Annotated in this window: 12 protein-coding genes; 7 read left to right on the top strand and 5 right to left on the bottom strand. The window is 60.9% G+C overall.

Annotation, left to right across the window (positions count from 1 at the left end):
- Positions 1 to 7: 7 nt before the first annotated feature.
- A complete protein-coding gene (cysK, locus tag AC1RJ3_RS03465) occupies positions 8 to 982 on the bottom strand; it encodes a cysteine synthase A (RefSeq protein ID WP_145014962.1) in 975 nt (324 codons plus the stop codon).
- Between the two features lie 256 nt (positions 983 to 1,238).
- Between cysK and AC1RJ3_RS03470 the strand changes: the two genes are divergently transcribed.
- A complete protein-coding gene (locus tag AC1RJ3_RS03470; protein WP_103316235.1) occupies positions 1,239 to 2,084 on the top strand; it encodes an AAA family ATPase in 846 nt (281 codons plus the stop codon).
- Positions 2,085 to 2,115: 31 nt separating this feature from the next.
- Positions 2,116 to 3,294, top strand: coding sequence for a vWA domain-containing protein (locus AC1RJ3_RS03475; RefSeq protein ID WP_054596171.1), 1,179 nt, complete (start codon positions 2,116 to 2,118; stop codon positions 3,292 to 3,294).
- 171 nt (positions 3,295 to 3,465) lie between these two features.
- Here the strand turns inward: AC1RJ3_RS03475 and AC1RJ3_RS03480 are convergent, their stop codons facing one another.
- The 4 genes from AC1RJ3_RS03480 to AC1RJ3_RS03495 all read right to left on the bottom strand — a co-directional run bounded on the left by AC1RJ3_RS03480 (position 3,466) and on the right by AC1RJ3_RS03495 (position 7,191).
- On the bottom strand, positions 3,466 to 4,383 hold the full coding sequence (locus tag AC1RJ3_RS03480; protein WP_347929260.1) for a 5-oxoprolinase subunit C family protein: 918 nt from the start codon (positions 4,381 to 4,383) through the stop codon (positions 3,466 to 3,468).
- On the bottom strand, positions 4,380 to 5,084 hold the full coding sequence (gene pxpB, locus AC1RJ3_RS03485) for a 5-oxoprolinase subunit PxpB (RefSeq protein WP_285380027.1): 705 nt from the start codon (positions 5,082 to 5,084) through the stop codon (positions 4,380 to 4,382). Before pxpB ends, AC1RJ3_RS03480 begins: the two co-directional genes overlap by 4 nt.
- On the bottom strand, positions 5,081 to 5,833 hold the full coding sequence (locus AC1RJ3_RS03490; RefSeq protein ID WP_493077491.1) for a 5-oxoprolinase subunit PxpA: 753 nt from the start codon (positions 5,831 to 5,833) through the stop codon (positions 5,081 to 5,083). Before AC1RJ3_RS03490 ends, pxpB begins: the two co-directional genes overlap by 4 nt.
- Before the next feature lie 65 nt (positions 5,834 to 5,898).
- Positions 5,899 to 7,191 (bottom strand): MFS transporter, encoded by a 1,293-nt coding sequence (locus tag AC1RJ3_RS03495; protein ID WP_493077493.1) that lies wholly within the window; start codon positions 7,189 to 7,191, stop codon positions 5,899 to 5,901.
- Between AC1RJ3_RS03495 and AC1RJ3_RS03500 the strand changes: the two genes are divergently transcribed.
- From AC1RJ3_RS03500 to AC1RJ3_RS03520, 5 genes are all read left to right on the top strand, one after another.
- On the top strand, positions 7,190 to 7,336 hold the full coding sequence (locus AC1RJ3_RS03500) for a hypothetical protein (protein WP_158246521.1): 147 nt from the start codon (positions 7,190 to 7,192) through the stop codon (positions 7,334 to 7,336). The genes AC1RJ3_RS03495 and AC1RJ3_RS03500 overlap by 2 nt on opposite strands.
- Positions 7,333 to 8,250 (top strand): LysR family transcriptional regulator, encoded by a 918-nt coding sequence (locus tag AC1RJ3_RS03505; RefSeq protein WP_493077495.1) that lies wholly within the window; start codon positions 7,333 to 7,335, stop codon positions 8,248 to 8,250. Before AC1RJ3_RS03500 ends, AC1RJ3_RS03505 begins: the two co-directional genes overlap by 4 nt.
- A gap of 125 nt (positions 8,251 to 8,375) precedes the next feature.
- Complete coding sequence (locus AC1RJ3_RS03510) at positions 8,376 to 10,298, top strand: IucA/IucC family protein (protein ID WP_493077497.1); 1,923 nt, start codon at positions 8,376 to 8,378, stop codon at positions 10,296 to 10,298.
- Entirely contained in the window at positions 10,288 to 11,499 is a 1,212-nt protein-coding gene (locus tag AC1RJ3_RS03515) for an MFS transporter (RefSeq protein ID WP_103316228.1), read from the top strand. The genes AC1RJ3_RS03510 and AC1RJ3_RS03515 overlap by 11 nt, the downstream gene beginning before the upstream one ends.
- A gap of 14 nt (positions 11,500 to 11,513) precedes the next feature.
- Positions 11,514 to 13,625 (top strand): TonB-dependent receptor, encoded by a 2,112-nt coding sequence (locus AC1RJ3_RS03520; protein WP_054596164.1) that lies wholly within the window; start codon positions 11,514 to 11,516, stop codon positions 13,623 to 13,625.
- Positions 13,626 to 13,636 lie beyond the last annotated feature (11 nt).

Consider the following 13,636-nt stretch of genomic DNA (forward strand, 5'->3'; position numbering starts at 1 on the left):
ACAGACGTTACTGCTGCAACTCTTGCTCAGTAAACAAATCGCTGAACAACATGCTCGACAGATAACGCTCACCAGAGTCCGGCAGGATCACCACGATGGTCTTGCCCTGCATTTCCGGGGTTTCGGCCAGACGCACGGCAACCGCCATGGCCGCACCGCAGGAGATCCCGGAGAGAATCCCCTCCTCCTGCATCAGGCGCAGGGCCATGGCCTTGGATTCTTCATCGCTGACCAGCTCGACCCGGTCAACTATCGACAGATCGAGGTTTTTCGGTACAAAACCCGCGCCTATGCCCTGGATCTTGTGCGGGCTTGGCTTGATTTCCTCACCGGCCATGGCCTGGGTAATCACCGGCGAGACCAGCGGTTCCACCGCCACCGAGAGAATCGGCTTGCCCTGGGTGTTCTTGATATAGCGCGAAACACCGGTGATGGTCCCACCGGTGCCGACACCTGCAACCAGCACATCAATGGCTCCGTCGGTGTCATTCCAGATTTCCGGACCGGTGGTTTTTTCGTGGATCGCCGGGTTGGCCGGGTTCTCGAACTGCTGCGGCATGTAGTAGCGGGCCGGATCACTGGCCAGAATCTCGGTAGCCTTTGCAATGGCACCGTTCATACCTTTGGCCGGCTCGGTCAGTACCAGTTCGGCGCCCAGGGCCTTGAGCACCTTGCGCCGTTCGATGCTCATCGACGCCGGCATGGTCAGCACCAGCTTGTAGCCGCGAGCCGCCGCGACGAACGCCAGGCCGATGCCGGTGTTGCCCGAGGTCGGTTCGATAATGGTCATGCCTGGCTTGAGTTTGCCGCTGCTTTCGGCATCCCAGATCATGTTCGCGCCGATCCGGCATTTGACTGAATAGCCCGGATTGCGCCCTTCAATCTTCGCCAGAATGGTCACGCCGCGAGGCGCAATACGGTTGATCTGAACCAATGGCGTATTGCCGATGGAATGCGCGTTATCAGCAAAAATGCGGCTCATGGCTGGGTCCTTATGCAGCGTTGGAGAAGCCTTCAAGGGTATGCCTCGCACCCCTCGTGCGTCCAGTCGCGACGCTGGATGATATGCATGTTCAGTCAATCGTCAAGCTGACCGGGTCACCATGTGACGCCCCATTCAGAGACTGAATAAGCCGTCTGCGTTCACAGTCGACCGGGCGCCGCGTTATAGTCGGGCATACTTTTATTTCGCCCGCCCTGCCCGGCGCAGATCGGCGTTACCGTTCGAGGAATTACCGATGAAGTTCGAAGGCACCCGCGCATACGTCGCCACCGATGACCTGAAGCTGGCGGTCAACGCCGCCATCACCCTGGAGCGGCCCTTGCTGGTCAAGGGCGAACCCGGCACCGGCAAGACCATGCTCGCCGAGCAACTGGCCGAATCCTTCGGTGCACGCCTGATCACCTGGCATATCAAGTCCACCACCAAGGCTCACCAGGGCCTGTACGAGTACGACGCGGTCAGCCGCCTGCGTGACTCGCAGTTGGGTGTGGACAAGGTCCATGACATCCGCAACTACCTGAAAAAGGGCAAGCTGTGGGAGGCCTTCGAGTCCGAAGAGCGGGTGATTCTGCTGATCGACGAAATCGACAAGGCCGACATCGAGTTCCCGAACGACCTGCTGCAAGAACTCGACAAGATGGAGTTCTACGTTTACGAGATCGACGAGACCATCAAGGCCAAGCAGCGTCCGATCATCATCATTACCTCCAACAACGAGAAAGAGCTGCCGGACGCCTTCCTGCGCCGTTGCTTCTTCCACTACATCGCCTTCCCGGACCGCGTCACCCTGCAAAAAATCGTCGACGTGCATTACCCGGACATCAAGAAAGACCTGGTCAGCGAAGCGCTGGACGTGTTCTTCGATGTGCGCAAGGTCCCGGGTTTGAAGAAGAAGCCATCGACGTCCGAACTGGTCGACTGGCTGAAATTGCTGATGGCCGACAACATCGGCGAAGCGGTACTGCGTGAACGCGATCCGACCAAGGCCATTCCGCCACTGGCCGGCGCTCTGGTGAAAAACGAACAGGACGTGCAGTTGCTTGAGCGTCTGGCGTTCATGAGCCGTCGCGGCACCCGCTGATACTCTTCTTACAAGATCAAGGGCGAAAGCCATGCTGCTCAACCTGTTCAATGAAATGCGTGCAGCCAAGGTGCCGGTCTCGGTGCGTGAGCTGCTGGACCTGATCAACGCGCTGAAACAGCGCGTGACCTTCGCCGACATGGACGAGTTTTATTACTTGTCGCGGGCGATTCTGGTGAAGGACGAACGGCATTTCGACAAGTTCGACCGGGCGTTCAGTGCCTACTTCAATGGCCTGGAAAAACTCGACGATCACCTTCAGGCGCTAATTCCCGAAGACTGGTTGCGCAAGGAATTCGAACGTTCGCTGACCGATGAAGAACGCGCGCAGATCCAGTCCCTCGGTGGCCTCGACAAGCTGATCGAAGAGTTCAAGAAGCGTCTCGAAGAACAGAAAGAACGCCATGCCGGCGGCAACAAGTGGATTGGCACCGGTGGCACCAGCCCGTTCGGCTCCGGCGGTTTCAACCCGGAAGGCATCCGGGTCGGCGATGCCGGAAAACGCCAAGGCAAAGCGGTCAAGGTCTGGGACCAGCGCGAGTACAAGAACCTCGACGATCAGGTCGAGTTGGGCACGCGCAACATCAAGGTGGCGCTGCGCAGGCTACGCAAATTCGCCCGCCAGGGTGCGGCGGATGAGCTGGACATCGACGGCACCATCGATCACACCGCTCGCGACGCAGGGCTGCTGAATATTCAGATGCGCCCGGAACGCCGTAACAACATCAAGTTGTTGCTACTGTTCGACATCGGCGGCTCGATGGACGCCCATGTGAAGATCTGCGAGGAGCTGTTCTCGGCCTGCAAGACCGAGTTCAAGCACCTGGAGTACTTCTACTTCCACAACTTCATTTATGAATCGGTGTGGAAGAACAACATGCGCCGTGGCTCGGAACGCACGGCCACCATGGACCTGCTGCATAAGTACGGCGCCGACTACAAAGTGATCTTCGTCGGCGATGCCGCCATGGCGCCTTACGAAATCACCCAGGCCGGCGGCAGCGTCGAGCACTGGAACGAAGAAGCCGGTTACGTGTGGATGCAGCGCTTCATGGAGAAGTACAAGAAACTCATCTGGATCAATCCGTACCCGAAAGACACCTGGGGCTACACCTCCTCGACCAAGATCGTGCGCGATCTGATCGAAGACCAGATGTTCCCGCTGACCTTGCGCGGGCTGGAAGAAGGGATGCGGTTTCTCTCCAAATAACTGCGTTCTCTGTGGCGAGGGGGCTTGTCGGAACGCCGCAGCGCCCCGTTCGGCTGCGCAGCAGTCGCAAATCGGCTGCATGCGTTTACCCGATAGAACCACGCCACAGGTTTTAGGGTCGCTTTGCGACCCAACGGGGGCAAGCCCCCTCACCACAATGCTCGGCTGTGCTTAAAAGAACCTGCGCAAATACTCGACCTGCTGCCGATGCGCCGTTTCCTGCACCACCGGCGCCAACCGGATCTGCTGCCCTGGCAAACATTGCGCCAGGCGGGCCAACGCCAATGGCGTCAACGCGCCTAACCGTGGATAACCGCCAATGGTCTGCCGATCATTGAGCAGCACGATCGGCTGCCCGTCCGGTGGCACTTGAACCGCGCCCAGCGGGATGCCTTCGGAGATCATCGGCTTGCCTTGATACTGCAACGCCGTCCCCAGCAAACGGATGCCCATGCGGTCGGCACGACTGTCGAGGGTCCAGACACGGTTGAAGGCGTCAAACAGGCTTTGCCCGCTGAACTCGCCATGTTGCGCACCGAGCACCAGATCCAGCGGCTGATTCAGCGTGAAGTCCGGTCGCTGCGCGCGCGGTACCTCCCGCAGAGCCTGCGCCGGCCCCGAATAACCCAATTCGGCAGCGCGTGCCAGGGGGCGGCCAAAACCGTCGAGACCACCGAGTTCCTCACGCACCACCGTCGCACAACTGCCCAACACCTTGGGCGCGTTGAAACCGCCAGGCGCTGCCAGATAGGCGCGGGCACCGAGCACCGGTTGGGTAAATTGCAAACGCTGGCCTTTCTTCAGCTGAAAACTGCGCCACGGCGCCAGCGGCTGGCCGTCGAGTAGCGCACCGAGGTCCGCCCCCGCCAGCGCCAGACAACAATCGTCTTGCGCCTCCAGGGTAAAACCGCCGAGGGTAACTTCAATCACCGCGGCCTCCAGCGAGTTACCCAGCAGCCAGTTGGCCCAGGACATCGACAGCCAATCCGCCGCACCACCCTGGGTCACGCCCAGATGCCGCACACCAAACCGGCCGGCATCCTGCAGCAAGCACAACGGCGTGCTGGCTTCGATCGTCAAACGGCTCATGCCAGCACCTCCAGCGGCGTATCGTCGCCGCCCAGATTGACGAACTCGGCATGACTGACCGCGGCAAAACGCACCGTATCGCCCGGTTGCATCAGGCTGTAGCCCTCACGTTCGCGGTCAAACAATTTGGCCGGGGTGCGACCGATCAGGTTCCAGCCACCCGGCGACACCACCGGATACGCCGCAGTCTGCCGCTCGGCAATCCCCACGCTGCCGGCCGCCACGCGCTTGCGCGGGGTATTCAATCGGGGCGCGGCCAGCACTTCTTCAACCAGTCCCATAAAGGCAAACCCCGGCGCAAACCCCAGCGCGAACACTTGATACTCACGCTCGCTGTGGCGACGAATCACCTCCTCCATGGCCAGCCCGCTGCGCTGCGAAAGCAGGCTCAGCTCAGGCCCGACACTGAGGTCATACCAGACCGGCAACACATGGCATTGACCACTGGCCCGTGCGTTGGGGCTCAGATCGGTCAAGGCTTCGGCGATCAGCTCCCGCGCCTGAGCCGGACTCAAGGCGAGCAGGTCGTAATGCACCATCAGGGTTGTATAAGACGGTACCAGATCGATCAAATGCCCGGCGAATCCTGCACGCAGTCGCTCGCTGGCGGCGAGCATCCACGGCATGTTGGCTTCGGCGATTTCATCGAACAGCCGCACCATCAGGCAATCGATGGCCACCACTTCAACCCGTGGCTTCATGGCGCGCTCTGCTGATTCAACGCTTCACGGATCCGCTGCACAGCTGCCACCGAACTGGCGTTGTCGCCGTGTACGCAGAGGGTGTTGGCCTGCAAATGCAAGGCGCTGCCGTCGCTGGCGACAAGGTTGTCACCGCGAGCGATGGTCAGTGCCTGTTGAATGATTGTCTCGGGATCGTGATGCACTGCACCCGGCAACTGCCGCGAAACCAGATGCCCGGCGCTGTCATATGCACGGTCGGCGAACGCTTCGAACCACAGCGTCACCCCGTACTCGTCGCCCATCAGTTGAGCCGCGTGGTTGTCACGGGTGGCCATCAACATCAACGGCAGTTGAGGGTCATACGCCGCGACAGCCTGAATCACCGCCCGCAGTTGCGCCGGGTTGGCCATCATGTCGTTGTACATCGCACCGTGGGGTTTGACATAACTGACGCGAGTTCCCTGCGCCCGGCAAATGCCGTCCAGCGCACCGATCTGGTAGTGCAGCAGATCCTGAAGTTCCTGCGCAGTGTAGGCCATGGAACGGCGGCCAAACCCCAGCAGATCCTGATAGGCCGGATGCGCACCGATCTGCACGCCATGGCTCAGCGCCAGGCTGACGGTCTTGCGCATGATGCTCGGGTCACCGGCATGGAAACCGCAGGCAATGTTGGCGCAATCGATGTACGGCATCACTTCGGCATCCAGCCCCATGGTCCAGTGACCAAAGCTTTCGCCGATATCGCAGTTCAATAGCAGGCGGCTCACGGTGAGTACTCCTGAGGTTTTATCGTTTTAACCGGGGACGTTCGAGCTGTCCCTCAGATTATCAGTTACTGCGCTTCGAGTTGCTTGCCACGGGTTTCCGGCAGGCTCAACGCCGCCAGGATCACTACTCCATAAGACACCGCCGCAAACGCGCCGATCCCGACACTCAGCGGTACTTTCTGGCTGAGCAAACCGATCAGCAGCGGAAACAGCGCCGCCAGCGCGCGACCAACGTTGTAGCAAAAGCCCTGGCCCGAACCGCGAATCCGCGTTGGAAACAGCTCGGTGAGAAACGCGCCCATGCCACTGAAAATCCCCGAGGCGAAGAACCCCAGCGGAAAACCCAGCCAGAACATCACGCCATTGCTGACCGGCAGTTGGGTGTAGAGCAGCACAATGCTGAACGAGCCCACGGCGAACAGAATGAAGTTCTTCTTGCGCCCCAGAATGTCGGTCAGGTAGGCGCTGATCACATAGCCGGCGTAAGACCCGAGAATCACCATCGCCAGATAACCGCCGGTGCCGAGTACGCTCAGTCCGCGCTCGTTTTTCAGGAAGGTCGGCAGCCAGGAAGTGATCGCGTAGTAACCGCCCAGAGCACCGGTGGTCAGCAAGGATGCGCGAAACGTGGTGCTGAGCATTCCGGGGGCGAAAATCTCGTAGAACTTCGACGGGTTGCTCGGTTCCTGCCGGGCCTTGGTCTGGCGGTAGATTTCCGGGTCCTTGACCAACCGGCGGACGAAGATCACGAAAATTGCCGGCACGATGCCGAGGATGAACAGCGCACGCCAGGCATCCTCCGGCGGCAGGACCGAGAACAGCAGCGCATAGAGAATCGCCGTCAGGCCCCAACCCAGGGCCCAGCCGGATTGAACCATGCCCACCGCCTTGCCGCGGTCCTTGGCGCGGATCACCTCGCCCATCAGTACCGCGCCGGCGGTCCATTCGCCACCGAAACCGAAGCCCATCAAGGTTCGGGCAATCAACAGTTGTTCGTAGTTTTGCGCGAACCCGCAGAGGAAGGTGAAGAAGGCGAACCACAGCACCGTCAGTTGCAAGGTGCGCACGCGACCGATGCGGTCAGAGAGAATCCCGGCGACCCAACCGCCAATCGCCGAAGCGATCAGCGTGCTGGTGTGGATCAGCCCGGCCTGGCCGGTGGTGATGCCCCACATGGCGATCAGTGTCGGCACCACAAAGCTCAGCATTTGGGTGTCCATGCCGTCCAGGCCATAGCCGACCTTGCAGCTCCAGAAGGTTCGGCGTTCCTGCTGATTGATGTTGCGGTACCAGTCGAACGGGCCGGGGCGGCTCTCGATCTTGGGTTTGGCGACATCGAGCGTGTCGGGCGCACTCATGGCAAATCTCCAGCTGAATTTTATTGGTATTGTTCTGAACACCGACGACGCCTATCGTGGGTTCGGCGCATTTTTCGACGACGGCGCCCTGCTCGTCCAACTAATAAAAACCCTGCCAAGGCATAAGAAAAAGTTGATCGCATGAACCTCAAATTTCTCGAAACCTTCGTTTGGGTCGCCCGGCTGAAAAGCTTTCGCCTGACTGCCGACAAGCTCTTCACCACCCAGGCCTCGATTTCCAGCCGCATCGCGGTGCTTGAAAGCGAGCTTGGAGTGAAGCTGTTCCTGCGTGATTCACGCGGCGTGAAGCTGACGCCCGAAGGCGTGAAGGTGCTCGATTACGCCGAGCAAATGATCGACACCATGCAAGCGCTCAAGCAGTCGCTGGAAACCCGCTCAAGCAAGGTCGGACGGGTTCGCATCGGCGTGATGGACACGGTCATTCACACCTGGCTCAGTCCGTTGGTGGCACAGATGACCGATCACTATCCGTTGGTAGAAATCGAGTTGGTCGCCGATACCTCGCTGAATCTCTGCGATCAGCTGCAAAAAGGCTTTCTCGACCTGATTCTGCAAACCGACCTGCTGCGCCAGGAAAGCGTGCGCAGCCTGGAACTGGCCAGCCACCCGATGGGCTGGATCGTCGCCAGCCATTCGATCTACAACCGCAACTACACCAGCGTCGCCGAACTGGCCCGTGAACGGATCATCACCTACTCGAAAAACTCCCACCCGCATCAGGACGTGCTCAGCCTGATGCAGGCCAATGGCGTACTCGCGCCAAAGCTCAATTGCGTGAATTCGGTGTCGGCGATTATCCGATTGCTGCGTGACGGTTTCGGCATTGGAGCCTTGCCGCCGGTGCTGGTCAGTGAAGAACTGGCCCGGGGCGAATTGACCTTGCTGGCCATCGACCAACGCCCGCCCAACCTGCAAGTGGTGGTGTCATGGCGGGTCGGCGCGGAATGGGTCGAGGAGATCGTGGCATTGTGTCAGCACGTGGTGGAGGGCTATGCGCAGAAGGTCGGTGAGCACTACATCGTCTTGAGCAAAGACTAAACCAACCTCTGAATAGGAGCTTTCCCACACCACAAGTAGGAATTACTATCATTTGCATTATTATTTTTAGACGGTATTCTCAGCGCGCATTCAGCTAAACAACTGTCCAGAAGGAGTCGGACCTGATGCGCGCCTACACGCAACAACAGCAGCAACTGCTCGCACACTGGAGCGAAGCCCTTGGCACCCAGGCTTTCCAGTCCCACCGCATCACCCTCGATCATTTGAGCAATGCGCTGGAACCCGCCGCCCAGCGCTGTTTTCAACGCCTGATCCAGGCGCTGTTTCGTGAAGACCTGATCAACCCCGACACCTGCGAATACGATGACAACCGCCGCTGCTGGTTGCCGCTGGGCAACGGCGCACACCTGTGCTTCGATCATCTGTCCGGCGGCAGGATGAACAGTTGGGATGTGCGCGGCAGCATCGTCCTGCACACCCCCGATGCACTGCCGCACAAGATCCAGTTGCCCAGCGAACTGCTCGCCCATCTCGCCACCCAGCTGAACCCGCCCGCCTCCCCGCAAGTACTGGAACGTCTGGCCCGCGAGCTGGATGACAGCTACAGCAACGACACCCTGTGCCTGGCGTTCCACCATGGATGGACCGAACGTCTGAGGGAGCAGATCGGCACCGAACACGACGACAACCTGCTCGCCTGGCTCAAAGCCAGCCCCGCTCGCCAGAACCCGACATCACTGCTCGAACAGTGGGGCACGCTCGGCCATCCGTGGCACCCCAACTACAAGACCAAACTGGGCTTGAGCGCCACTCAGGTCATCGCTTTCTCGCCGGAGTTCGAAGCGAGCTTCCCTGTTGTGCTGTGCGCCCTGCACCGCCAATACGCCCACGTCGAAACGCTGGCCGGCAGCGCCGATTACTGGGAGTGGTGGCAAGGTCACTTCCCGCAGGCCGCCGAACAATTACAGCGCCATTTGCAGCAACTGGGCCTGGAAGTAACGGACTACCTCCCGCTCCCGTCGCACCCATGGCAAGCCGATGAAGAGCTGCCAAAATCGTTCGCCAACGAAATCGCCGACAACCTGCTGATCGTCACCGACATCGTGGCCTTCACTGGCCATCCGAGCATGTCGTTCCGCACGGTCGTACCGGAGGCCAGTCGCGTTGCGCCGATGGTCAAGTTGCCGGTGGCCTTGCGCCTGACCAGCGTGCAGCGCACGGTGTCGCCGCGCTCGGCCCGGATGGGGCCGCGCATCAGTCAGCTGTTGCTGGATATTCTCGATCAGGAGCCGCAGATTCAGCGTCTGCTGAACATCGTGCCGGAGCGCATCGGCGTGCATTACGCGCCACAACCGGCCAATGACGAACTGTCCCGGCATGCCGCCGTGCTGTACCGCGACAACCCGCTGACCCTGCTGCAAGCAGGCGAGTTGGCGATACCGGTCGGCAGCCTGTTCGCCGTCAACGAATTCGAACAACCGTTGCTGCGCGATTGGGTACGCCTGGCTCAGGGCCGTGACGACAGCGAGGCCATGCTGGCGTTCTTCGATGACTACCTGTCGATTGCCGTACCGAGCCTGTTGGGCATTTACCTGATGTATGGCGTGGCGTTCGAAGCGCACCAGCAAAACAGCTTCATGGTGATGGGCGCTGACGGGCAGTTGAATCGGCTGTTACTGCGTGACTTCGGCGACATCCGCATCGATCGCAAGACCCTGCATGCCAAGGGTCTGGATATCCAGCTGCACGATCCGAAAATGACCCTGTACGACGAACCCGGTTTTGTCCGCGACAAACTCCTGCACACCACGTTCATGTGCCACCTCGGCGAGCTGACGTTGCTCTGCGCCCGTCACTGGAACGTATCGGAAAACCTCCTGTGGGAGCGATTGGCAGCGCACGTTGCAGAGTGCTTCGACGCCTTGCGCGAACGTGTCGAACCGGCACGCTGGGACAGCGAGCGCGCGGCCTTGCTGGAACAGGACTGGCCGGCCAAATCGTTCATGCGCATGCGCTTGCACGACAGCCACGCCGATATCGTCGGACGCTTGAGCAACCCACTGCGATCCAGCGCCCATGCTCGCTGACAGTCGCGCGTTGCGACTGCTGATCGTCATCCAGTTGGTCTCCATGGGTGCCATGGAAATGAGCGGCCCGTTCTGGCCCTTGCAGATCCGCCATCTGCTCGGGCCAGAGGGCGCCGGCTACACCGCGCTGTTATCGGCGCTGGTCTATGCCGGCCCGATGCTCGCCGCCATGCTCCTGACTCCCGTGTGGGGCCAGTTGGGTGATCGCACCGGGCACAAGCCGATGATCGTTCGGGCGTTGCTGGCATTGGCGTTGTGCCAAGGGTTGGCGGCCATCACCGTCGACCCGTGGCTGCTGGTGGGCATTCGCGTGATGCAAGGCGCATTGGCCGGGTTTCTCGCCGCCGCGCAAGCCTATGCCCTGGCCTGCTGCGACAGTTCCCGGCGCGGCCACACCCTGGCCCGCCTGCAATCGGCGACCGCCGTCGGCTCGCTGATCGGCCCGGTGCTGGGCGGCTGGTTGATGGATATCTCGGGATTCGCCCTGCTCTGTTATGGCGCGACGGCGATTTGCCTGCTGTGCGCACTGGGGAGTTTTTTCCTGCCGGCCGACAAGGCCCGGGCCTCGACGAAAAAACCAGTCGCGCCAGTGGCCCTGCCCAAAGGCTGGCTCGGTGGAATCTTGCTGGTGATCGTGTTGATTCAGGCCGCGAAGATGATGCCGCAGCCGTTCTATGCGCTGTACGTCGCCGAGATTCTGCACGCACCGAGCTGGCTGATCGGCGCCACTTATGCGGCGAGCGCCGCGACCCTGGCCATTTCCGCCCCGCTGTGGGGACGCCTGTTCGACCGCTGGCAACCGGCCTACACCTTGCGCGTCATCGAAGGCGTCGCCTGGCTGTGCGCCCTGACACTGGCGGCCACGGCACTGGCCAACGAATGGCTGGGGTTCCTCGTCAGCCGGCTGGTCTGGGGTGTCTGGCAAGGCGCCCTGCTGCCGGTCGCCTATGCACTGATCGCCAACACCGTTGCTTCAAGCCAACAGGGTTTTGCCCTCGGCCTCGGCAACAGCGCGGCCAAGGCTGGCGCCTTGCTCGGTGCCGTACTCGGCGGGATCGGCATGGGGCTGGTCGGGCTGGCGCACAGTTTCTGGCTGGTGGCGCTGACTTATGCGCTGGCCGCCATCGGAATTCGCTGGGTGCGGTCCTTCACCTCCACACCCGGCCCAACACCCTTATCTACCCACACTTATCAAAACTAAAAAAAGACCACGTCATGACCCGAACCAAACTTTCTCTGTTGATTCCGCTGCTTGGCTCCTTCAGCGCCCAAACCTGGGCCGAGGAGACCGAACAGCAACCCGGCACCCTGAACATGCAAGCCACCGTCGTCTCCGCGACTCGTAGCGAGGCGAGCATCGCCTCGATTCCAGGCTCGGTCCAGGTCATCGACGAACAGCAAGTCCGCGAGCAAAGCGGCGCGGGTCGCCGGGTCTCCGACATTCTTGGGCAATTGGTGCCCGGCCTTGCGCCGTCCAGCGGCGGGATGAGCAACTTCGGCCAGACCCTGCGCGGGCGCAACATGCTGGTGTTGATCGACGGCGTATCGCAGAACGCTACGCGCGACAACTTCCGCCAGCTCAACAGCATCGCGCCGGCCAGCATCGAGCGCATCGAAGTGATTTCCGGCGCCAGCAGCATCTACGGTGCCGGCGCTTCAGGCGGCATCATCAACATCATCACCAAGCGCAATCAGGGCCAGGACATTGCCTACAGCAGCAAACTGGGCCTGACCAGCGGCAACAACCTCAACAGCAAAGGTTTCGCCTATGAAGCTTTCCAGAGTGCGACCGGGCGCAAGGACGCGCTGGACTGGTACGTGTCCGCCGACCTGACCCAGCGCAACGATCAATTCGATGGCAACGGCAAGCGCATCCCTCAGGACACCTCCCAGGGCAGCAACATGGACACCGAAACCTATGACCTGCAAGGTCGTTTCGGTTACGAACTGGATGCCGACAAAAAACTCAGCCTGTCGCTGCAGGACTACAAGGACCAGCAGGACACGGACTTCACCAAAGACCCGAAAAACCTGCAGCAAGCCGTAGCGGTCAAAGGGCTGAAACTCGACGACCAGCCCTACACCCATAACCAGGCGGTCAACCTCAACTACACCGACAAGGACTTCTACGGTCAGGGCCTGCAGCTGGAAAGCTACTGGCGTCGGGCCGACGCGCTGTTCTTCCCGGACCTGTCGCGGGGCAAGGCCGGGATCGCCGACAACAACAGCGTGCAGGATGTCTACGGCTTGCGCGCGGCCATCGACACGCCGTTGCCGGCCATCGGCAGCGCTACGGGCAATCTGGTCTGGGGCGCCGACTACGATCACGAGCGCTCGCGCCAGCGTGGCGACCAGTACACCCTCAAAGGGCTGACTTACAGCAAGACCGGCACCACCTACGAGATGGGCCCGGATCTCGAAACCACCACCAAGGCGCTGTTCGGGCAAATGTCCTGGGACGTTGGCGACTGGACCTTGCGTGGCGGTGTGCGCCGCGAGTGGATCGAAAGTGAGGTCGCCGACAGCATCGCCTACGGTCAGATCGTCCAGACCGGCGTCCGCGCCACCCTGCCCGGCGACACCCTCAAATATGACGCCACGCTCTATAACCTGGGCGCGGTCTATCACCTGAGCGAGAACCAGGACCTCTTCGCCAATTACAGCCAGGGTTTTTCGCTGCCGGATATCCAGCGCTTCTTGCGTGACGTCAACAGCACTTTCGACATCCAGAGCCTCAACGCCCAGGCCATCAAGGTCGACAGCTACGAGCTGGGCTGGCGCGGTAACTGGGACCAGTGGCAGGCCGACGTCACCGTGTATGAAAACACCTCGGACGTGACCCAGTTCTACGATGCCAATGATCGCGTCCTGCGCCTGATCAACCAGAAGGAACGGGTACGCGGCATCGAAAACAGCCTGACCTACCGCGCGACCGATCACTGGTCGGTGGGGGGCACTTATGCGTGGGCCAAAGGCGAGACCGAGCAGAACGGCAAATGGATCGACCTGCCGGCGACACGCATCTCACCGGCCAAGACCACGCTGTTTGTCGGCTACACCGAAGATGACTACACCCTGCGTTTGCAAGGCATGCGCCTGGCCAGTTACGACGCCGCCGCCAAGGACAACAACGGGCGCGACATCAAGGGCTATACGCTGGTGGACTTGCTGGGATCGGTGCGATTGCCGGTCGGGCGTCTCGAAGGCGGGGTGTACAACCTGACCGACCGTACGTACGTCAACCTGTTCGCCCAGGCCAACGCCAAAGCACCGTTCGCCAACGCCGAAGGCCGTACGTTGAGCATGAGCTACTCGATCGATTGGTAAATAACCCAATC

The sequence above is a fragment of the Pseudomonas sp. GW822-FHT04C11 genome (genome assembly GCF_058800905.1).